Source organism: Gemmiger sp. (genome assembly GCF_036306485.1).
Taxonomy (GTDB): Bacteria; Bacillota; Clostridia; order Oscillospirales; family Ruminococcaceae; genus Gemmiger.
Genome location: NZ_JAXJZK010000014.1, coordinates 210088 through 231894, shown reverse-complemented (window position 1 = coordinate 231894; position 21807 = coordinate 210088). Strand labels below are relative to the sequence as shown.

Sequence of the window (21807 nt, the reverse complement as noted above, 5' to 3'; positions counted from 1 at the left end):
AACATGGACAAGAAAGAACTGGCCGACATCTGTATTGCGCGGCTCAAGGAACAATACCCGCTGGCAGCCTGCACGCTGGATTACGACCATGCGTGGCAGCTGCTGGTCGAAGTGCGTCTGGCGGCCCAGTGCACCGACGCCCGGGTGAATGTGGTGGTGCAGGACCTGTTCGCCCGCTATCCCGGCGTGGCGGAGCTGGCCGCCGCAACCCCCGAGGAGATTGAGGCGATCGTCAAGCCCTGCGGGCTCGGCCACAGCAAGGCCCGGGACATCAGCGCCTGCATGCGGATGCTGCGCGACCGCTACAACGGCCGTGTGCCCGATGATTTTGACGCCCTGCTCTCCCTGCCCGGGGTGGGACGCAAGAGCGCCAACCTCATCATGGGCGATGTGTTCGGCAAACCTGCCATTGTGACGGACACCCACTGCATCCGGCTGTGCAACCGCATCGGTCTGGTGGACAACATCAAGGACCCCAAGCGCGTGGAGATGGCGTTGTGGAAGATCATTCCGCCCGAGGAGGGCAGCGATTTCTGCCATCGGCTGGTCCACCATGGCCGGGAGGTCTGCACGGCGCGCACCCATCCCTACTGTGACCGGTGCTGCCTGCGGGATGTCTGCAAATTCGCACAGGAAAACGGATAACCCTCTCTTCCCCACCGCCGGAAAGTATGTTATAATAAAAGTATGACTTATTGCAGAATGTGCTGCAGATCGTAAAGTGGGGGCCAGATATGACAAAAAAGACAAGCGAACCCGTCCGGTTGGGCGGCGAACTGATTTCCAGCCAGGTGGTGGAGCAGCTGCTGCAGGAACTGCGCAGCGGTGCCTTTCAGACGGCGGAACACCTGCCGCCCGAGCTGGAACTGGCCTCACGGCTCAACGTCAGCCGGACGGTGGTGCGGGATGCGCTGAGTGAGCTGGAGCGGGAAGGCTATGTAGAGCGGGTGCGGGGCATCGGCACCGTCATCAACCGCGATGTGGTGAACCTGCACCGGCGGATGGACCAGAAATTTGAATTCAACCGGATGATTGAAGCCACCGGGCATCATCCCAACAGCGATGACCTGCGGGTGACGCGGCGTCCGGCCGACGCCGAGAATGCCGCCGCGCTGGACCTGGTGCCCAACACCCCGGTGGTCTACATCTGCCGTCGGATTCTGGCGGACAACAAACCGGTCCTGTTCTCGACGGATATTCTGCCCTGTTCCCTGTTCGGGCAGACCCGGATGGACAGCATTGATTTTTCCCGGCCGATCTTTGAGATTCTCAACGAGGAATGCGGTATCCAGATCACCAGCACCGTCACCCATGTGCGGGCGGCGGTGGGCGATCCGGTGGTACGGCGTGCGCTGGCGCTGACCCGCGACCAGGCGCTGCTGGAACTTTCCGAGACCTGCTATTCCCGTCTGTGCCGGCCCATCATGCGCTGCCGCACCTTCTACACGGATTTCTTTGATTTTGCGCTGGTCCGCAAACTGATGTGATCCGCTTTTTTGACAAAATCGGCAAGGCCTCTTCTCTTCCCAAAATGGATGTGTTATAATGGTGCGCGGATTGTAAGCAACCTGTAAAATGGAAAGGATGGCTGTTGATGAGACATTTGATTGATCCTTTGGACTTTACGCTGGAGGAGACTTACAGCCTGATGGACCTGGCGGACCGTATTCACGACGATCCGGTTGCCTATCAGGATGTGGCCTACCGCAAGCGGCTGGCTTCGCTGTTCTACGAACCTTCGACCCGCACGCGGCTCTCCTTTGAGGCCGCCATGCTGAACCTGGGCGGTCAGGTGCTGGGATTCCCCGACGCGGGCGTTTCCAGTGCCAGCAAGGGCGAGACGGTGGCCGATACCATCCGCATTGTCAGCTCCTATGCCGATATCGCGGCGATGCGCCATCCCAAAGAGGGCGCCCCGCTGCGGGCCAGCCGATACAGCCGGATTCCCGTCATCAACGCCGGCGACGGCGGCCACAGCCATCCGACCCAGACCCTGCTTGACATGATGACCATCCGCCGCCGCAAGGGACATCTGGACGGACTGACCATTGGTTTCTGCGGGGACCTGAAATTCGGCCGCACCGTTCACAGCCTGATCAAGAGTCTGGCCCGGTGCGAGAACATGAAGTTCGTGCTGATCAGCCCCGAGGAACTGCGTGTGCCGGACTACATCATCAGCGAGGTGCTGCAGCCGCGCAACATTCCCTTCATCGAGACGCGCAATCTGGAAGGTGCGCTGCCCGACCTGGACATCCTCTACATGACCCGCGTTCAGCGCGAGCGCTTTTTCAACGAGGAAGACTATGTGCGGTTGAAGAACAGCTATGTTCTCAACGCCGAAAAGCTCAAGCTGGCTCCGCCCGAGATGGCGGTCCTGCATCCGCTGCCCCGCGTGAACGAGATTACTCTGGACGTGGACAATGATCCCCGCGCCGCCTACTTTGAGCAGGCGACCAACGGCGTGTACATGCGGATGGCGCTGATTATGACGCTTCTGGGTCTCAAGGACCCCAAAACCGGGGAGGTGGCTTTCCAATGCTGAATGTGGATGAGATTCTGAACGGTGTGGTCATTGACCATATCACGGCCGGAACCGGCCTGGGGCTGTATCACCTGCTGGAGCTGGAAAAGCTCAGCACCTGCAGCGTTGCCCTGCTGCAGAATGTGCGCAGCCAGAAGAGCGGAAAGAAGGACATCATCAAGATCGAGGGCGACATTTCCCGTCTGGATTTTGATGTGCTGGGCTATCTGGACCCGCAGATCACGCTGACCTTCATCGAGGACGGCCATGTGGTCAAGAAGGTCCGTCCCGACCAGCCCAAACGTCTGGTGAACGTCATCAAATGCACCAATCCGCGCTGCATCACCGCCATTGAGGAAGGATGCGACCACATCTTCGCCCTGACGCCGAGCGGCCGCTACCGCTGCGTCTACTGTGAGCAGGAATTCCGGGTCCGTCCGTAACCATCATACAAAAACTCCCGCACCGGTCTGGGTGCGGGAGTTTTTTTATGTTGCAGGTTTCTCGGCAAAATAGGAGCCGACAGCCAGGATACGGCGCGGCAGGTCCTCGCGGTACAGCGGCGAATCGGGATAGAAGCTGTTGATCGTGACGCCGTCATCCCCGCTGCGGGCCGTGGCATGGATATACAGCCCGTCACCAAGGTACATTGCCATATGTCCCGGGAAATAGACAAGATCTGCCGGGCGCAGATCGGAGATGTGCACCGGGTGGATGGGGTAGCCGTCCCGGAGTTCGGCATCACGCCAGATCGGGATGCCGCAGAGCAGATAGGCCATGCTGCACAGTCCCGAACAGTCCAGCCCGGCCGGGGTCTTGCCGCCCCAGCGGTAGGGCGCCCCGGCATAGAGGCGCGCGGCGCGGACCAGGTCGGCCCGCAGTGCATCGGGGTCCCGCTGTTCCGGAGCATCGGGACAATCCCGCAGCACACCGGATGCAACCACGCCGGTCCGACCGTCGGGCAGCTCGACAGGCTGCCAGCCCCCGGCGTCCGGGTCCCCGGCCGCAATCAGCCGGGCACCGCGGGGCAGTCCCTGCACAAGGGGTTCGCTGCGGACATCCGGACGGGTCAGGACATCGGCAAAATTCCTGGCATAGATCATCCGGCGGGGCCGCGGGTCGGGGCGCGTCGGAACCAGCGCCGTCTGCGGAGCCCAGCCCTCGTAGCCGTAAAAGGTGCGTACCGGAATCCGGCCGTCGCGTGCCGGACCGGTATCCTCGGCCGTCATGCCGAGAAGCAGTTCATCGGTGCGCTGTGCCCCGTCGGCGGATGCAAACAGCGGGCAGACGGGAAGATTGACAGTCCAGTTCATAGGGCGATCTCTCCGATCCGATGGCAGGCCGCCATCCGGTCGCCGTAGGCCTTGAGGACGGGACGCTCGGTGCGGCAGCGGTCGGTAGCATAGGGGCAGCGGGTATGGAAGCAGCAGCCCGAGGGCAGATCCACGGGGCTGGGGATCTCACCGCTGAGCACCTTGCGGTGCTCGTCCCGTCTGTGCGGGTCCGCCTGGGGAATTGCATCCAGCAGGAACGAGGTATAGGGATGCAGCGGCTTGGCGTAGAGTTCTTCCTTGGGCGCGATCTCGCAGATATGGCCCAGGAACATCACGCAGACCCGGTCGGCGATGAAGTTGATCACCGACAGATCATGTCCGATGAACAGATAGGTCAGCCCATACTGTTCCTGCAGATCCTTGAGCAGATTGAGCACCTGACTCTGCACCGAGACATCCAGGGCCGAGACCGGTTCATCGCAGACAATCAGTTCGGGCTGCAGGGCAATGGCGCGGGCAATGCCGATGCGCTGCCGCTGGCCGCCGCTGAACTGGTGGGGGTACCGGTTGAGGAACTCCGCCGGGACGCCCACGGCTTTCATCAACTCGAGTACCCGCCGGGTCGTGGCTTCCCGGCTGTCACAGACATGATAGGTTTCCAGCGGTTCGGCGATGATGTTGCGGACGGTCATCCGCGGGTCCAGGCTGGCATACGGGTCCTGAAAGACCATCTGCATCCGGCGCCGGATCGGACGGAACTGCTTTTCCGTCATGGAGGTGATCTCCTGTCCTTCAAAGGTCACCGTGCCGGAGGTGGCGGGCAGCATCCGGATCAGCGTGCGGCCCAGCGTACTTTTGCCGCAGCCGCTCTCCCCCACCAGCGCCAGCGTCTCGCCGCGGTAGATCGTCAGGTCCACACCGGAAACCGCATGGATGGCCTGACCCTTGCGGCCCGTTTCAAAATTCTTGGTCAGCCCCCGGGCCTGCAGAAGGACTTCCCTGCTTTGTTCGCTCATGCTTTTTCCTCCTCGCAGCGGAAGCAACGTGCCTGGTGCTCCGGTCCCACGGTATACAGCGGCACCTTCTGGGTGCGGCAGCGGTCGGTGGCATAGGCACAGCGCGTACTGAACGGGCAGCCTTCCGGCAGGTGCAGCAGATTGGGCACGACACCGGGAATGGTATACAGCCGGTCGGTATTCTGACCGATCCGGGGAATGGACCCCAGCAGTCCCTGGGTATAGGGATGGGCCGTATGGTCAAACAGTTCAAAGGTTTCGGCCTGTTCCATGATCTGGCCGGCATACATGACATACACCTGATCGCAGATTTCCGCCACAACGCCGAGGTTGTGGGTGATGATCAGCACGCTCATGCCGGTCTCGTCGCGCAGTTCCTTCATCAGGCGGAGGATCTGGGCTTCGATCGTCACATCGAGGGCGGTGGTGGGCTCGTCGGCAATCAGCAGTTTGGGCTTGCAGACCATCGCCATGGCAATCATGACACGCTGCCGCAGTCCGCCCGACAGCTCATGCGGATAGCAGTCATACCGCTTTTCCGGCTCGGGAATCCCGACGCGGCGGAACATCTCAATGACGCGGTTGCGCGCTTCCTCCTTGCTGAGGGAGGCGTCATGGACCAGCAGCGTTTCCCGGACCTGACGGCCGACCCGGAGCACCGGGTTCAGGCTGGTCATGGGTTCCTGGAAGATCATCGAGATCTCCTTACCGCAGATCCGGCGCAGTTCCCGCTCCTTGAGGGTGGTCAGATCCACCCCGTTGAAGCGGATGCTGCCCCCGGCCACCCGGCCCGGATAGCGCAGCAGGCCCATGATGGAGCGGGCGGTCATGCTTTTGCCGCAGCCGCTCTCCCCCACCAGGCCGACAATCTTGCCCTGCGGGATCTTGATATCCACACCGTTGACCGCCGGGACAACGCCTTTTTCGGTGAAGAAACAGGAACGAAGGCCCTGAATTTCCAATATTGTTTTTTCTTCCATGCCGCAGCTCTCCTCACTGATTCTTCATATACGGGTCCAGCACGTCACGCAGGCCGTCGCCCAGGAAGTTGAACGCCAGCACCACCACCATGATGGCCAGGCAGGGTGCCAGGCTCAGCCAGGGCTGGGTGAACAGGAACTGCTTGGACTGGTTGACCATCAGGCCCCAGGATGCAGCCGGCGGCTGGGCACCGATGCCGAGGAAGCTCAGCGAGCTTTCCGACAGGATGGCCGAGGGAACGTTGAGGGTGAAGAGGACGATCAGGGAAGGAATACAGTTGGGCAGAATATGCCGCACCATGATCTTCCACCGGCTGACACCGATGGAGCGGGCGGCCTCCACATACTCGCTCTCCTTGAGGCTCAGCGTCTGGCTGCGCACAACGCGGGCAATACTGGCCCAACTGGTGAGGGAGAGCGCAATGAACAGGTTGAGGGTGGACTGGCCGAGGGTATACATGACGACCATTGCCAGCAGCAGCGACGGGATGGAAAGCATCACATCCGCCAGGCGCATGATGAGGTAGTCCAGCCAGCCGCCGAAATATCCCGCCAGCAGGCCGAACACGATTCCGACGGCCAGCGAGATGATGGTGGGCAGAATGCCGATGGTCAGCGAGAGGCGCGAACCGTAGAGAATCCGGGACAGCACATCGCGGCCCAGCTCATCGGTTCCGAACCAGTGGGCCAGGCTGGGCGGCTGCAAACGCTGGAGCAGGTCCTGCTCCGCTTCGCCGTAGGGTGCCACTAGGGGCGCAAAGATGGCCAGCAGCAGGATGACGAGGATGAGCACCGCCGAAAACGCAGCAAGTTTGTTCTGCCGGCACATCCGGAGCAGCTGTTCCCGCAGGCCGTCCTGCTCCCCGATCTGGCTTTGCAGGTCGGTATTCCAATCCTTTTGTTCGAGAGAATCCTTTGCCACAGGTCACGCCTCCTTCCGAATCCGCGGGTCCATCACCGAGTACAGCAGGTCCGCCGCGAGGTTGCCAGCAATGACCAGCACCGTTGTAAAGAGGACCGTTCCCTGCAATACCGGCATATCGCGGTTCTGGATGGCGCTGGTGGCCAGCCGTCCGATCCCGGGGATTGCAAAAATGCTCTCGGTGATGACGGCACCGGACAGCATGCTGGAGAACTGCAGTGCCATCATCGTGATGACGGGCAGCATGGAGTTCTTGAGGGCATGGCCCAGAATCACCGCGCCGTTGGCAAGGCCCTTGGCCCGGGCCGTATCAATGTAGTCGGCCTGCATGACTTCCAGCAGGCTGGAACGGGTCATTCGGGCGACACTGCCGGCGCTGTTCCAGCCCAGGGCGATGGCCGGCAGGATCATCGAAAGGAAGCTGCCGTCCAGCGTCAGCGGGAAAACCTTGACCTTGAAGGCCAGCAGGTATTGCAGCAGCAGCGAGGTCATAAAGATCGGCATCGAGACACCCATCAGCGATACGCCCATGAACAGCCGGTCCACCAGGCTGTTCTGCCGGACAGCGGCGGCAATGCCGGTGAGCAGTCCCAGCACCCAGGCGAACACCGCTGCCATCAGGGCCAGCACCACGGTATAGGGGAAGGCTTCGAGAATCATCTCGGTAACCGGGCGGTCATACTTGTAGCTGATACCCAGATCCCCGTGCAGCGCATCGATGATGTATTTGAAGAACTGATTCGGCAGGGGTTCGTTGAGCCCCATGGCTTCGGTCAGGCGGTCAATGGTGGCCTGATCCACATGTTCCCCCAGCAGCATGGCTGCCGGGCTGCCGGGAATGATGCGCAGCATAATAAAGATGAGCAGCACCACACCGATCAACACGGGAATGGTTCCAATGATGCGTTTTCCAACGCTTCTCATCCCGTTCACACTCCTTTTTGCGGTTCCTGTACAGAATCTCCGGGCGGGCGACGGTGCCGGTGCCCTGGAAAAACTCTTGTCTATTATAACAAATGCGTGCGGGAATGGCAATTCCCTGCAGCCCATCCGTGCCCGAAAAATGCCGGCCGCTGTGACAAGCGGCCGGCACGGTACGGCGGTAATTCGGTTAGGCCAGTGTTACACCGCTGAACGCAAAGTCACTGTAGCCGGCCCAGTACGGCACAAAGCTGGCGACGCGGTCTCCCAGCACATACAGATGGGTGCGGCTGTACATCGGAACCCAGGCGGCGTCCTCCTGTACAATCTGCTTTTCCAGGGCAGCGTACTCCGTCAGGCGTGCATCGTCATCCACGATGGCACGGGCGGCCGCCACACGGTCCATGACCTCGGTGTTGTAGTAGTTCAGGCTGCGGATCTTGGTCTTTTCCGGCGTCCCAAAGAAGGTGTAGATAAAGTTGTCGGGATCGTTATAGTCGGCGGTCCAGGTGGAAATGTAGCTCACCATGTTGCCGCTCGTGCGCAGGTCCAGCCAGCTGGCGGCATCGTAGCTCTTGATTTCAGCCTGGATGCCCACCTCGCTGAGATCCTGCTGAATGATCTGCAGGGCCAGCAGCGTCGAGGCATCGGCCGAGCTGTCGGCGGCGATCTCCATCGTGAAGCCGTCGGGATAGCCGGCCTCGGCCAGCAGCGACTTGGCGGCCTCGGCGTCATGGGTCAGCCAGCCCTGATTTTCCTGGCTGTAGCCGATCAGGCCCTGGGGGAAGATGCCGTCCGAGATGGTGCCTTCCCCGCTGTAAACGGCGCTGAGGATGCCCTCGCGGTCAATGGCCATCTGGATGGCCTTGCGGACCTTGACATCGTTGAGCGGCTCGACGTTCTCATTCAGCGCGAGGTAGGTCGTGGCCAGACGATGTGCAGTCACAATGCGGTCGGCGTACTGGGTTTTGTAGGTGGAATCCACAACGGCGGCGTCGATGGCGTCGCAGTCCAGCAGGTCGATCTCACCGTTCTGGAACATCATGCTGATCGTGGAGGCATCGGGCACAATGGAGATTTCCACATGCTGCACATCCGGCTTGGTGCCCCAGTAGTTGGGGTTGGCGTCCAGCGTCATGCCGGCGTCGCGGGTCCAGCTGGTGACAACATACGGACCGGAGCCGATGGTCTGGGTGTAATCCTGACCGAAGGCATCACCGGCGGCTTCCACGTTCTTCTCGCTGTAGATCGAGCAGGAAGGCGTCGCCAGCTGGTACAGGAATCCGGCGAACGGAACGCTGAGCGTGACGGTGAAGTGGGTGTCATCCTGCACCTGGATGCCGGTCAGTTCGGTGGCGGTACCGTCCATCACGGCCTCGGAGCCGGCAATGGCGGAGGCGTAGTCGGTCTGCACGCTGTCGGGCAGGGCGAGCATCCGGGTAAAGGTATACTTGACATCGTTGGCGGTCAGCGGGGTGCCGTCCGAGAAAGTCACGCCGCTGTGCAGCGTGAAGTTGTAGGTCAGACCGTCATCCGAGACCGTGTAATCCTCCACCAGGCTGTTGACCAGCTCGGTGCTGCCGTCATCGTTGAGTTTGATCTCAAACAGACGATCGTAGATGTTCAGCGGAATTTCGTAGTTGTCACTGGTCTTGTGAACGTCCAGGGTCTGGATGTCGCGGCTCCAGGCGATGCGCAGCGTCTTATCGGAGGCAGAAACGGCGGACGCGGCGGAAGCACTTTCCGACGTGGCGGCGGTTTCGGTGGACGACGCCGATGCAGAGGACGAAGACCCGCATCCGGCCAGCAGGCCGGCCAGCATCGCTGTGCTGAGTACGGCGCAAAGGAGTTTTTTCATAGGGTTCCCTCTCTCTTCCTGTTCGAATATTCACTGGTAAGGCAAGCAGATAACGAAAACGGCGCAACCCGGAATCGGATTGCGCCGTTGCTTTCCTTGTGCCTTATCTTATCACATTCAGCGGCAAGTTGCAAGCGTTCGTGAAATTTTATGCAGGATTTGCAGCATTTGCGCTGAAAAAGGAATCAAATCAGTTGTTGGGGTTGTTCTTCAGGATGACGTCATGGCTGCCGCCTTCCACAATGGAGGTGGAGGAGACAACGGTCAGGCGGGCTTTCTCCTGCAGTTCGGGGATGGAGAGCGCACCGCAGTTGCACATGGTGGACCGCACCTTGTACAGCGTGGTCTGGACACCGTCCGCCAGAGGTCCGGCGTAAGGAACATAGGAGTCAACGCCTTCCTCGAAGCTCAGCTTCTGAGCGCCGCCCAGGTCATACCGCTGCCAGTTGCGGGCACGGTTGGAACCTTCGCCCCAGTACTCCTTGACGTAGTTGCCGCCGACGCGCAGCTTGTTCGTGGGGGATTCGTCAAAACGGGCGAAGTAACGGCCCAGCATGACGAAGTCGGCCCCCATGGCCAGCGCCAGCGTGATGTGGTAGTCCTGGACGATGCCGCCGTCCGAGCAGATGGGCACATAGATGCCGGTCTGCTTGTAGTACTCGTCGCGGGCCTTGGCAACCTCGATGACTGCGGTGGCCTGGCCGCGGCCGATGCCCTTGGTCTCACGGGTAATGCAGATGGAGCCGCCGCCGATGCCGATCTTGACGAAGTCGGCGCCCGCCTTGGCCAGGAACAGGAAGCCGTCACGGTCCACAACGTTGCCGGCGCCGACCTTGACGGTGTCGCCGTAATGCTCACGAATCCAGGAGATCGTGCGGGACTGCCATTCGCTGAAGCCTTCGGAGGAGTCAATGCAGAGGACATCCACACCGGCATCCACCAGGGCGGGGACGCGCTCGGCGTAGTCGCGGGTATTGATGCCGGCGCCCACAACGTAGCTCTTGTTGGCGTCCAGCAGTTCGTTGACGTTCTCCTTGTGGGAGTCGTAATCCTTGCGGAACACCATATACTGCAGGCGGCCTTCCTCATCGACGAGGGGCAGCGAGTTGATCTTGTTGTCCCAGATGATGTCGTTGCAGTCATGCAGGCTGGTGTCACGCGGAGCCACAACCAGCTTTTCCAGCGGGGTCATGAATTCGGTGACCTTGAGGTCGGTGGACATCCGGGAAAGGCGATAGTCACGGCTGGCCACAATGCCCAGCAGCTTGCCGTGCGGAGAACCGTCCTCGGTGATGGCGACGGTGGAATGGCCGGTGCGGGTCTTGAGATCCAGCACATCGGCGAGCGTCGCCTCGGGCGGCAGGTTGGAGTCGGAGGTCACAAAGCCCTTCTTGTAGGCCTTGACGCGGCGCACCATATCCGCCTCGGACTGGATGGACTGCGAGCCATAAATAAAGGAAATACCACCCTGTTTGGCCAGTGCGATGGCAAGCTTCTCACCCGAAACGGACTGCATGATCGCAGAGACCATCGGGATATTCATCGACAGGGGGCACTCTTCCTCCCCCTTGCGGAACTTGACCAGCGGGGTCTTGAGACTGACAGAAGTCGGGATGCACTGCGAGGAAGAATAGCCGGGTACCAGCAGGTACTCACCGAAAGTGCGGGACGGTTCTTCAAAATAATACGCCATTTCGTATTCTCCTTTTACCTTTTTCTCTTTCACATCGTTTTCCATTTACTTATCAGCTATTGTATCACATTCCGGCAAAAGATGCAAAAATCCGACGGTAAATCTTTTCCGGGCCGCCCGGAAAAAAGTTGTGAAAAATGCACGACTGGGCTGTGCAAGAGTATGACTTCCCGCTGTCAATCAGGTCTGATTCTCAAAATCCAGCGTGATATCGCCCATCGAGGTATTCATCTGGACTTCCCGGCGGGCATTCTGGTTCGCCGTATACCGTCCGGTCTGCTGCTGTCCGTTCACGGTGATCGTTCCGATGGCGGTCAATTCCATCTCATATTCGGTAGGTGAACCTTCCAGCATCAGCGAGGCGCTGCCCATGGCCAGTTTGGCTTCCAGGTCATTTGCTCCCCGCAGGCAGTTGATTTCCAGATCGCCCAGCGCCAGCTCGGCTTCCAGGTCGCGGATCTGCGGCTGGTCGCCCTTGAGCTCCCCGAGCGCCAGTTTGGCGTCCACCGTGTTCGCCTTGAGCGAGCCGAGATCCACACTGCCCAGCGCGATTTCCAGGTCCACTTCATCCAGAAGGACATCGGGCAGCGTGATGGTCAGCACGGCACCGGAAGAGCTTTCGCCCTGGGGGACATCGTAGCTGATCCGGTATTCCTCACGGGTGGCCTGGTATCGCAGCCACTCGGGATTGAAATTCTGGAAATCCAGCTGGGCCTGCGTGGCGGTCGGGTCCTGGACAAAGACAACGTCACCGCAATCCAGCACGATCTTGAGTTCGTTCAGGCTGGCCGGGTCCAACATGACGGGGCCGGAAAGATCCGACGGGGCCGCACTGCTTGCGCCGCCGACGGATGCAGACGCCGCACCTGCCGGCGCGGAAGGGGCTGTGGTACCGTTGGAAGTGACCTGGGGGGTCTTCCCCAGCGTTGTGCTTCCTGCCACGGCGGTGCTGCCGCGGAGTACATCCGCTTTGCGCAGACCGAATCCCAGACCTACGGCCGCCACCAATGCTGCGGCCACCGCTGCCACGGCGATGCCGCGTCCGGCATGGTGGGACGGTGCGGCGGGCGGCGGGGTACTCCCCTGCCCCTGCAGGATCGTGCGGGCGACCTCCTCGGGGCTGCCCAGCTCGGCGATGGTCTCGGCCTCCTTCTCGGGGCCGGCGGCATCAAAGTATTCTTCGTAGTATTGCAGCGCGTCGCGGCGGTCGTTTTCCGGCAAGGAGGCCAGACACTCGGCCAGACGCTCCATGAATTCCTTTCTACTCATCTTCGTTTCCCTCCAACAACTGTGTGATGTTTGCCGCATACTGTCGCCAGTCGGACCTTGCCTGGTCCAGCCGGGTGCGGCCTTGTTCGGTAATCTGATAATAGCGGCGGTTTCTTCCGTTGCATGGTGCATCATGCACGGTCAGGCACCCTTCCGTCTGTAACCGGCGGAGAACCGGATATAAGGTAGATTCGCTCAGTTCCAGTGCCGATTTGACATTCTGGGTAATTTTGTACCCATAGGTTCCCTCTTTTTCCCGTGCCACGACTGCCAGAACAACGGCATCCAGCAGCGCCGCTCCCGTGGAAAAGCTCATGTGGACCTCCCTTGTATAGTTAATTTCTTTATATATTATATATCATATAATATCATTGAAATCAATACATAAGAGAAAGTTTGTGCACTTTCCTCAAACCGGAAGGCCCGGGGTTGGGCTATTTGCCGATCATTGTGGTAGGAGTTTGTTCCCCTGCAACGGAAAAGCGGGCCGGTGCAAAGCAGATTGCTTCACATCCGGCCCGCTTTTCCTGAGAAGGCAGGCGATCCTGAAAACAGGATTACTGATAAGATTCGTTGAGGAACATGGCCTTGATGGCGACCACCTCGTCATATTCTTCCTGGCTGACCTGCACGCTGGCGTTGAGGGCCTTGAGGTCCTTTTTGACGATGTCCAGCGCATCATTGGGCCAGACGGCGCGGCCCTCCTCGATGGCACGCTGCATCCGTTTGAGGACTACAGGGTGCGCATAGCGGGCCGGGACCGGGAAATCGGTATAGGCCATCAGGTAGTTCTGCATGGCGCCCTTGGCCTTTTCGTCGCGGCGGATCACCGAATTGCGGTTGTTGCGGGAGGTGGGCAGCACGCTGAATCCGGCGAACATAAAGATGGCAGCGAGACCGAAGAGCGTGAAATAGATCGCGAACGTACCGCCCCGGAGCAGTGACCAGATGCCGTAAGCCAGCGCAAGGACGCCGGCGATGGTGATGGCCAGTGCCACCCAGCGGTAGGACGGGCTGGTGGTCTGGTAGGCACGGCGGCGCCGGGCTGCCTGGCTGAGTTCCAGCGACAGTTCGGGGCGCTTTTCCAGATACGCCTGGGCGCGCTGCAGGGACTGGATGTTCTTTTGCGCCTGTGCGCTGATCTCGGGCTTTTTCTGGGCCGCGATCTCCGCTTCCCGCTCGGCAAGGCGCTGTTCGGCGGCGGCACTCACCCGCTTGATCTGCGGCTGCTCCTTTTCAAGCACTGCCAGGAGCTGATCGACCTGCTCCTCGTACTTGAAATTGCATTGCTTCTCTTTTCCGTCATCAAAGACCACGACCAGGTACGGCATCGAGGCAAACATTCCTTTGCCGGTAAAGCCGCCCTTGCTCATTGCAACCCGCTTGAATACGCGGCTGATGCTGGAGAACGGAACATAGTAGCAGCGATCAATGTAGAAGCTGTTCAGATAGATGGCTTTTTTGCCGACACCACAGGGACCGATTTTTTTGCAGTGCTTCTTGTCCTCTTCCAGTTCCCGGGGTTCCAGCCTGGCCACGCCAAGCGCAGAGGGTTTGAAGATCATAGCTGTTTCCTCGCAATTTTTTAAAAAAGTCTGCCAGCCGCTGTTTTTGGCAGCGGCTGGCAGGCCGTTGGTTAACTCCGTGCAGTATCCAATGCCGGTACCCGAACGATCAGGCCTTGCTGGTCTGCTTCTTGGTCGCAAACAGGAAGATCGCAAGCAGGGCAATCGCAAAGATCACGCCAATCGGATAAGCAATCGCGGTGGCGTAGCCACCCTCGGGATTGATGAGCTGGCCGAGGCATTCCGGCGCCAGGATGAAGTAGGTGCTGGAAACCGCGCTCATGAAGGTCGCAGGCACAGCCGTGATCCAGTAGTTGCGCTTTTCCTTGAACAGGTACATCGAAGCGGCCCACAGAACGATCATGGCCAGCGTCTGGTTGGTCCAGCTGAAGTAACGCCAGATCACCGTGTAGTCGATGAAGCCCAGCGCGTTGCCGATGCCCAGGAAGGAACCGACGCCCAGAACGGGGATGCAGAGCTTCAGACGGTTGACGTAGCTGCCCTGATCAATCTTGAACCAGTCGGCCAGGGTCAGACGGGCAGAACGGAAGGCGGTATCGCCGGAGGTGATGGGGCAGACAACAACGCCGATCATGGCCAGCGCGATGCCGATGCCGCCCATCGTCTTGGAGCAGACATCATAGATCGCAGCGGACTGACCTTCGGCCAGCGCAGCGGCCAGGCCGGTGTTCAGACCTCCGGTGACCTCGTACAGGGAGCAGCCGGCAGCGGCCCAGATCAGGGCGATGATGCCTTCGCAGACCATTGCGCCGTAGAAGACGAAGTGGCCCTGTTTCTCACTCTTCATGCAGCGGGCCATCAGAGGAGACTGGGTGGAATGGAAGCCCGAGATAGCACCGCAGGCAACGGTGATGAACATAAAGCTCCAGATCGGGGTTCCGGAAGGATGCATGTTATAGAAGTGCGTCCAGAGTTCGGGGATGTTGTAGTCGGGGTTGGTGAAGATACCGAACGCAACGCCGATGGCCATGATGATCAGGCAGATACCGAAAACCGGGTAGATCTTGCCGATGATGGCATCGATGGAAATGAAGGTGGCGATGAAGTAATAGACCAGAATGATGACCAGCCAGAACAGCGTGGTGGTCAGCAGGCCGGAAGCGCCGCTGTTCTTGCACAGCGTGACGATCAGGCCGGCAGGACCGACGGCAAAGACGGTACCGACCATAATCAGCAGCACGACCGAGAAGACACGCATGACGTTCTGCATGACGGGGCCGAGGTACTTGCCGGTGATCTCTGCGATGGAGTCGCCGTCATTGCGCTCGCTCATCATGCCGGAGAAGTAGTCATGCACGCCGCCCGCAAACAGTGTGCCGAAGGTGATCCACAGGAACACCACAGGGCCCCACAAAGCGCCCTGCATTGCACCGAAGATCGGGCCGAGGCCGGCAATGTTCAGCAGCTGGACCAGGAACAGCTTCCACTGGGGCATCACAACGTAGTCAACACCGTCGTTGATGCGGACAGCGGGAGTTTCACGGTCATCCGGGCCGAAGGTGTTGTCAACAACTTTACCGTATGTAAAGTAGCCGACAATCAAAAGTGCCAGGCATAGGAAGAAACTTACCATGAAAAAACCTCCCTTATATTCCAGGTCGGTTCCCACAGAACCAACCTTTTTTGTGCAATTTCATTATAGCCCGATTTCATATTTTTTCAATACTTTTTTAATAGTTTCTCGTAAAAAAGTTTTGAAATATTTATAGAAATTAGGTAAATTGCCCAAAAATATACCCGAAGGTTTGGTAGGATATTCCATGGACGGTGCCAGTCGTCCCGCAGCGGGTCAAAAAATTCATTCGAGGTCTGAAATCACGCGGCGGGCCTGCGCAAGCTGGCTGACCGGAACCTTGATGAAAAACATTCTGCGGTCGATCCGGCCGTTCTTTCCGAAGTCCCGCGGGTCCAGTTTGGCCCCGCAGCCGCAGGCCGGCGGCTCCACGTCATAGGCGCCGCACCGCATCCGGGTGATACCCGCTTCCTCAAGCGCTTCCCGCGCCATCTTCCAGGCGGTTTTGTCCTTTTTGCGGAACACATACTCCCGTTTTTCAAACCATGCCATCCCGTTGCTCCTTTCCGGAGGTTCAGATCTGGTTGGCCTCGATCCAGTCCTCCACGGTGCGGGCCAGTGCCGTCAGGCTGCCCTTGGCGAACGGCGCCTTCATGCCGGCGCTCTCGGCCAGCTCGGTGTAGGTTGCCATGCCGGCCAGGCGGGTCAGCTTGAGATAACGCTGCCAGGCATCCGCCGGGTCCTTGAGGTTGGCCACAAAGAACTGCAGCGCAATGACGGTGGCCAGGCAGTAGTCAATATAATAGAAGGGGCATTCAAAGATATGGAGCTGACGCTGCCAGCCGGCACCGCGGCCGTAGAAGGGCAGATCGCCGAAATCGTTCCAGGGACGGTACTTCTTTTCCAGCTTGAGCCACTCGGCATTGCGCTCGTCGGGCGTCAGGTCGGGATTGCGGTACATGATATGCTGGAACTCATCCACCATGCAGCCGTAGGGCAGGAAAATGAAGCTGTCCTCGGCATGGTACAGTTCATATTTCTGGGTATCTTCCTTAAAGAAGAGATGGTGCCAGGGCGCCGTGAGGAATTCCATGCTCATCGAATGGATCTCGGCGCTCTCCATGCCGGGGCAGAGCAGTTCATAGGGAATCGGACGGCCGCCGACTTCGGCACGGGAGGCCAGATAGCTCTCGAACGCATGGCCGGCCTCATGGGTCAGCACATCCACATCCCCCGACGTGCCGTTCCAGTTGGCAAAGATGAAGGGGGTCTTGTAGTCGGGGATGATGTCCTCATATCCGCCGCTCATCTTGCCGGGACGGCTGAGCACGTCGAACATCTCGTTGTCCTGCATGAAGTCGATGAACTCGGCGGTCTCGGGGCTGAGCTCATGGTACATGCGGCGGGCTCCCGCCATCAGTTCCTCATAGCTGCCGTGCGGTTTGGGGTTGCCGTCCGCAAAGCAGACCGCGCTGTCCCAGAACATCGGGTGCGCAATGCCGGTGCGCTTGCTGCGCAGCGTCATGAGCTTCTGCAGCATCGGCACCACCTGCTCCACGACCTCCTCACGGAAAGCCTCGACCTCTTTGGAGCCGTAGCCGATCCGGTTCATCCGCACATAGCTCAGCTCGCTGTAATCCCGGTAGCCGAGGATGCGGGCCTGCTCGTTGCGGTTCTTGACCATCTTGTCGTAGATGTCGTCAAACTCGGCGCGGTGGGCATCAAAATAGGAAGCCTCCGCTTCATAGGCCGCACGGCGGACCGCCGGGTTCAGGCTTTCCTTGTACAGCGTCAGCTGCGGGATGGTCAGCGTCTTGCCGTCCAGTTCGACCAGCGCGGCACCGTACAGTTTCTGGTAGGCGCTGGAGAGCGCGTTTTCCTCTTTCTGCAGTTCCAGAACCCGCTCGTCCATGCCCAGGACCTTGTTCTTCAGCGAGGGCAGCACGCGGTTGCCGAACTGCTTCTGCAGCGCCTCGGCATGGGGGTTGGCCAGGATGGCCTTGGCGATTTTCACATCGGCGTTGGAGACCGCCGGGCTGTTGGCGTCGAACCAATCCTGTTCGGCGGACCAGTAGGCGTCGCGGGTGTCCTGCGTGTAATGGATTTCCACCAGCACCGCGGCGGTGCGGTAGTGCGCCATGCAATCGTTGACGGCGCAGTAGAGGTCAATCAGTTCCTCGTCACTGCCCGCAGCGGCAATCTTGCCGGCAAAGGTGTCCAGATCCGCCAGGAGATTGTCCAGATCCGGGCGGGAATACGGCATCTCTTTGAATTTCATTGGTATCAATTCCTTTCCTAAACTACTCGTATGATAACACGACAGACGGGAGCTTTCAACCGTGAGTCAGTCCCCCAGTTCGCGGATCTCATTCTGGATGAGCCGTCCGGCGGCGCCGGCCAGCTGGTCCATGCCGCGGATTCGCGCAAGGTCCCGGCCATAGATGGTCTCGGCATCGGGCATCGTCAGGCTGGCTCCCATAAAGACCGCCGCCACCCGGATGCCCTTATGCTGAAGCCGGCGGACCTCGGCAGCGGTGTCCCGCACGCCCACGGTCCCCTCATAGTTGCAGCCCAGCGGATGCTCCGGCCCGGGCAGGACCCGGCGGCTGTCGTTGGGCGCGGCATCGGTGAGGAGAATCAGCAGATGACGTGACGCCGGGCCGGGGTCAAACTGCAGCAGGTCCCCGGCAGCCCGCAGGGCCAGGCCGTCGCGGTTCCAGCCCGAGGCAAAGAATTGGAACGTTCCGTCGAGGTGTTGATCGGCAAAACTCTTGAGGACCCGCAGCACGGTATAGCCGCGCAGGCTGCAGAAGCTGCAGACCCGTACCGGAATGCCGCAGCGGCGCAGACTCTCGGCCAGAATCACGCCCTGCGCGGCGATGACTTCCTGACAATGCAGGCGGGACGCGGAGGAATCCAGCAGCAGGTCCACCGTGAAGGCAGGCTGGTTTTCCTCATCGGCCCGCAGAAAGACACGGTCATCCCGGACGACGGTCGCGCGCCACACCCGGGCCGGATTGAGCGTTCCGCTGCGGGCCGTCAGGGCGTTCGGCTGCTGATGGACCAGGATACAGTTGCGGATCTGCTCGGTCAGGCGGGTGATCGCACTGTTGTGCAGTTCCCGGTTTTTGGCAAAATACTGCCGGTTGAGGTCGGCCTGCCGGGCAGCCTGTTCGGCCAGCTTCCGGGCCTCGCCGGTCTGTGCCTGTTCGGGGCTGGGGACCCCGGCCGTGAACCAGAGATGACATCCCTGATGCAGTCCGGTGCAGAGTTCCCGTTCCGCCATGGCCAGCCGTTCGGGGGAATACAGGGAGCGGCCGAAACAGCTCTGGATATAGCTGCGGTCCTCGGCGGCATTCTGACGCAGATGAATGGCGGCGCGGCGGGTATCCTGCCGCAGGCCGCCGCCCTCCCCTTCCCCGCGGGAGGAATGTTCCACCGTGACACGGTCGATCTTGACCAGCGTCGAAGGCCGGGTTTTGAGCAGAATCCGGGCCATCAGGCCGTCAAAATGCAGGCGGAGAGGCTGCCGCGCACGGATCTTGCCGTCAAACAGTGCGAAGGTGCGGAACAGATCGAGGATCTCCTTGCGCAGTTCATCCGGCGCGGGGATGGTCTGCGGTTCCAGGGCTTCGGACAGGCGGCGCTCGTAGGGCGTCATGACCGGGGCACGGCGCCCCAGAACACGGCGCCACCGCGCCGTCTGCATCGTGTAGGAGAGCTGGTTCTTTGCCATCCATTCCTGACGGGACAGCTTGTGTTCCTTGGCAAAGAATTCTTCGGCGTGTTCGGCGCGCAGCTGTTCCAGCACCGGGCGATGCGGCAATTCGAGGCGGTAGAGAAAGCTCTCCAGCACAAGCCAGGCCAGGTCGTCCAACAGCGGCTGTCGGGCGTCCCCGGCCCAGGAGTCGAACAGTGCGCGGGGAACCTGCTCACCGAAATACCGGTGAGCCAGCCCGACCATGCAGTTCATATAGAAATCCGGAGTTCCGTCGGTCTGCTGGGCCAGAAAGAGCGGTTCAAACCCGTATTCCCCGGCTGCGGCCCAGATCTGATTGACTGCCCGCCGCTGGACGGCGGTATAGGATTGCTTTTCCATAGTTCAATGACGGAACAGTTTGGTTCTGTCCAGCTTCTTGGGGATGCGGGCCTTGATGACATCCCGGATCAGACCCTGTTCATAGCTGTCAAAGGCCTTGTTCGTTATGCCCATATCCAGCGCGGCACCGGCCGGAATCCCGCGGTGCATCAGCCGGATGGCGTCCAGCATTCCGCGCAGGTCCAGGGCCTTGGTGGAGATTTCCGCGCTGGCGCTCTTTTCCTGAAGATCCAGGAAGAGCAGCGCAAACTGCTCGGTATAGCGCGGTTCCAGGTCGGGGAACTGCGCCGCCAGCAGCTTGCGCAGATTCTGCTCGGTGATGGTGGGCATCTGGATGACAACAAACCGGGAGGTCAGGGCCTCGTTGAGTTCCCGGGTACCGGCGTAGCCGTAGTTCATCGTGGCGACAAACCGCGTTTCCTCCGAGAGCGGAATCCGGTCATATCCCGGCACATCAATGGAACGCCGGAAGTCCAGCACCGCATGGAGAACGGCCAGGGCTTCGTTCTTGGCCATATTGATTTCATCCAGGATCCCGATGCCGCCGCACTGGGCACAGCGATAGATTGGGCCGGGGCGGAAGGTGACCCGGCCGCCCTCAAAGGTATCCATGCCGATCAGGCTGGAGGCATCCATATTGACATGGAAGGAGACATTCCACGCCGGACGGCCGAACACCGTGGCAAGGTTTTCGGCCAGCACGTTCTTGCCGGTGGCTTTTCCGCCCGCAAGGAGAAGGTTTTCCCCGCAGAGCAGCGCCGTGACGGCCTGCTCCCAGACCTCCTTGCCATAATACAGATAGCGTGGCGTGGGAATGCGGGCCTGCAGGTCGGCGGGCAGGGAATGCGCGGCGCGGTATTGCTCCAGCGCTTCCACCAGGTCCGGGCTGATCTGTTCTTCCCGCAAAAACTGCAAGACATCGGTCATACATGGCACCTCGGTTTTCCACAGTCAGAACTTCGGGAGCACAGCCAATCCGGCTGTGCTTTCCCTGCCTATCATAGCACAACAGGCGGGATTTGTGTAGCATCATTCCAAAAAAACTGCGCCAATCCCTTGCGGGTTTGTGCAAAAAGGTCTACAATGGCAGTAAAGTCCATATTTCGCAAAGGAGAGATTTTCCATGACATATCAGGAAGTACTGGATGCCGCCAAGGGCCAGATGGGCCCCTGCAAAGTCTGCCCGGTCTGCGACGGCCGTGCCTGCCGCAACACCGTGCCCGGGCCGGGCGCCAAGGGCGTCGGTGATGTGGCAATCCGCAACTACAACGCCTGGCAGCAGGTCCGCGTGAACATGGACACGATCTGCGCCTCCGGCACGCCGGACACCACGCTGACGATGTTCGGGCACAGTTTCCGTCTGCCGGTTTTTGCCGGACCGGTGGGCGCCGTCCAGCTGCATTACGGTCAGAAATACGATGATCTGCAGTACAACGACATCCTGGTTCCCGCCTGCCGCGATGCCGGTATTCTCGCCTTTACCGGCGACGGCACCAATCCGGCCGTGATGGTGGCCGCCTGCAAGGCGGTAAAGGCCGCGGGCGGGTTCGGCATTCCCACCGTCAAGCCGTGGGACGCCGGAACCATTGCGGAAAAGATGGAACTTGTGCGGGATTCCGGTGCCTTTGCTGCGGCAATGGACATTGATGCGGCCGGTCTGCCCTTTTTGAAAAACCTCAACCCGCCGGCCGGCAGCAAGACCGTGGAGGAGCTGGCCGGCATCATCGCCGATGCCAAGGTGCCCTTCATCGTCAAGGGCATCATGACGGTGCGCGGCGCCGAGAAGGCCGTGCAGGCCGGTGCCGCTGCCATCGTTGTTTCCAACCACGGCGGCCGAGTGCTGGATCAGACCCCCGCTTCCGCCGAGGTGCTGCCCCAGATCGCCGCAGCCGTCAAGGGGCGCTGCAAGGTGCTGGTGGACGGCGGCATCCGCAGCGGTGTGGATGTCTTCAAGGCGCTGGCACTCGGGGCTGACGCCGTGCTGATCGCCCGTCCCTTCGTGAACGTTGTCTACGGCGCGGGTGCCGAGGGCGTCAAGGTGTATGTGGACAAGCTGGCCGGCGAACTGGCCGACACGATGAGCATGTGCGGTGCCCACTCTTTGGCGGAGATCAGTGCCGACATGGTCACGGTCATCCGCTGAGGTTTTCCTGGA

20 protein-coding genes are annotated in these 21807 nt (G+C 60.4%); 5 read left to right on the top strand and 15 right to left on the bottom strand.

Annotated elements, in window-relative coordinates:
• Positions 1-3: 3 nt before the first annotated feature.
• The 4 genes from U0L91_RS02755 (at position 4) to U0L91_RS02740 (ending at position 2964) form a co-directional block, all read left to right on the top strand.
• On the top strand, positions 4-645 hold the full coding sequence (locus U0L91_RS02755; protein ID WP_330044690.1) for an endonuclease III domain-containing protein: 642 nt from the start codon (positions 4-6) through the stop codon (positions 643-645).
• Positions 646-734: 89 nt separating this feature from the next.
• Positions 735-1487, top strand: a complete 753-nt coding sequence (locus U0L91_RS02750) for a GntR family transcriptional regulator (protein WP_330044689.1) — start codon at positions 735-737, stop codon at positions 1485-1487.
• 107 nt (positions 1488-1594) lie between these two features.
• On the top strand, positions 1595-2542 hold the full coding sequence (gene pyrB, locus U0L91_RS02745) for an aspartate carbamoyltransferase (RefSeq protein ID WP_330044687.1): 948 nt from the start codon (positions 1595-1597) through the stop codon (positions 2540-2542).
• A complete protein-coding gene (locus U0L91_RS02740) occupies positions 2536-2964 on the top strand; it encodes an aspartate carbamoyltransferase regulatory subunit (protein ID WP_330044686.1) in 429 nt (142 codons plus the stop codon). Before pyrB ends, U0L91_RS02740 begins: the two co-directional genes overlap by 7 nt.
• Before the next feature lie 45 nt (positions 2965-3009).
• Here the strand turns inward: U0L91_RS02740 and U0L91_RS02735 are convergent, their stop codons facing one another.
• From U0L91_RS02735 to U0L91_RS02665, 15 genes are all read right to left on the bottom strand, one after another.
• Positions 3010-3834, bottom strand: coding sequence for a C40 family peptidase (locus U0L91_RS02735; RefSeq protein WP_330044683.1), 825 nt, complete (start codon positions 3832-3834; stop codon positions 3010-3012).
• Entirely contained in the window at positions 3831-4811 is a 981-nt protein-coding gene (locus U0L91_RS02730) for an ABC transporter ATP-binding protein (protein WP_330044682.1), read from the bottom strand. The genes U0L91_RS02735 and U0L91_RS02730 overlap by 4 nt, the downstream gene beginning before the upstream one ends.
• Positions 4808-5791 carry an ABC transporter ATP-binding protein gene (locus U0L91_RS02725; protein ID WP_330044680.1) on the bottom strand — a complete coding sequence of 328 codons (984 nt, stop codon included), beginning with the start codon at positions 5789-5791 and terminating at the stop codon, positions 4808-4810. The genes U0L91_RS02730 and U0L91_RS02725 overlap by 4 nt, the downstream gene beginning before the upstream one ends.
• A 13-nt stretch (positions 5792-5804) precedes the next feature.
• On the bottom strand, positions 5805-6713 hold the full coding sequence (locus U0L91_RS02720; RefSeq protein ID WP_330044678.1) for an ABC transporter permease: 909 nt from the start codon (positions 6711-6713) through the stop codon (positions 5805-5807).
• 3 nt (positions 6714-6716) lie between these two features.
• Positions 6717-7637 carry an ABC transporter permease gene (locus U0L91_RS02715; RefSeq protein WP_330044676.1) on the bottom strand — a complete coding sequence of 307 codons (921 nt, stop codon included), beginning with the start codon at positions 7635-7637 and terminating at the stop codon, positions 6717-6719.
• 187 nt (positions 7638-7824) lie between these two features.
• Positions 7825-9492, bottom strand: a complete 1668-nt coding sequence (locus U0L91_RS02710) for an ABC transporter substrate-binding protein (protein ID WP_330044674.1) — start codon at positions 9490-9492, stop codon at positions 7825-7827.
• Positions 9493-9682: 190 nt separating this feature from the next.
• Positions 9683-11185 carry an IMP dehydrogenase gene (locus tag U0L91_RS02705; RefSeq protein ID WP_330044673.1) on the bottom strand — a complete coding sequence of 501 codons (1503 nt, stop codon included), beginning with the start codon at positions 11183-11185 and terminating at the stop codon, positions 9683-9685.
• A 180-nt stretch (positions 11186-11365) separates the two neighbouring features.
• Positions 11366-12454 carry an HAAS signaling domain-containing protein gene (locus U0L91_RS02700; protein ID WP_330044672.1) on the bottom strand — a complete coding sequence of 363 codons (1089 nt, stop codon included), beginning with the start codon at positions 12452-12454 and terminating at the stop codon, positions 11366-11368.
• The gene (locus U0L91_RS02695; RefSeq protein WP_330044671.1) at positions 12447-12770 is read right to left on the bottom strand and encodes a PadR family transcriptional regulator; all 324 of its coding nucleotides are present in this window, start codon (positions 12768-12770) and stop codon (positions 12447-12449) included. The genes U0L91_RS02700 and U0L91_RS02695 overlap by 8 nt, the downstream gene beginning before the upstream one ends.
• Positions 12771-13011: 241 nt before the next feature.
• A complete protein-coding gene (locus U0L91_RS02690; protein WP_330044669.1) occupies positions 13012-14019 on the bottom strand; it encodes an ATPase P in 1008 nt (335 codons plus the stop codon).
• Between the two features lie 109 nt (positions 14020-14128).
• Complete coding sequence (locus U0L91_RS02685; protein WP_330044668.1) at positions 14129-15613, bottom strand: carbon starvation CstA family protein; 1485 nt, start codon at positions 15611-15613, stop codon at positions 14129-14131.
• A 225-nt stretch (positions 15614-15838) separates the two neighbouring features.
• The gene (locus U0L91_RS02680; RefSeq protein ID WP_330044666.1) at positions 15839-16105 is read right to left on the bottom strand and encodes a hypothetical protein; all 267 of its coding nucleotides are present in this window, start codon (positions 16103-16105) and stop codon (positions 15839-15841) included.
• A gap of 22 nt (positions 16106-16127) precedes the next feature.
• The gene (locus U0L91_RS02675) at positions 16128-17831 is read right to left on the bottom strand and encodes a M3 family oligoendopeptidase (protein ID WP_330044663.1); all 1704 of its coding nucleotides are present in this window, start codon (positions 17829-17831) and stop codon (positions 16128-16130) included.
• A gap of 66 nt (positions 17832-17897) precedes the next feature.
• Positions 17898-19652 (bottom strand): vWA domain-containing protein, encoded by a 1755-nt coding sequence (locus tag U0L91_RS02670; RefSeq protein WP_330044662.1) that lies wholly within the window; start codon positions 19650-19652, stop codon positions 17898-17900.
• A 3-nt stretch (positions 19653-19655) separates the two neighbouring features.
• Positions 19656-20579, bottom strand: coding sequence for a MoxR family ATPase (locus U0L91_RS02665; protein WP_330044661.1), 924 nt, complete (start codon positions 20577-20579; stop codon positions 19656-19658).
• A gap of 196 nt (positions 20580-20775) precedes the next feature.
• Here U0L91_RS02665 and U0L91_RS02660 point away from each other — a divergent pair, with 196 nt between their 5' ends.
• Positions 20776-21795: an alpha-hydroxy-acid oxidizing protein gene (locus U0L91_RS02660; protein ID WP_330044658.1), complete on the top strand. Its 1020-nt coding sequence runs from the start codon at positions 20776-20778 to the stop codon at positions 21793-21795.
• The last annotated feature ends 12 nt before the right edge of the window (positions 21796-21807 follow it).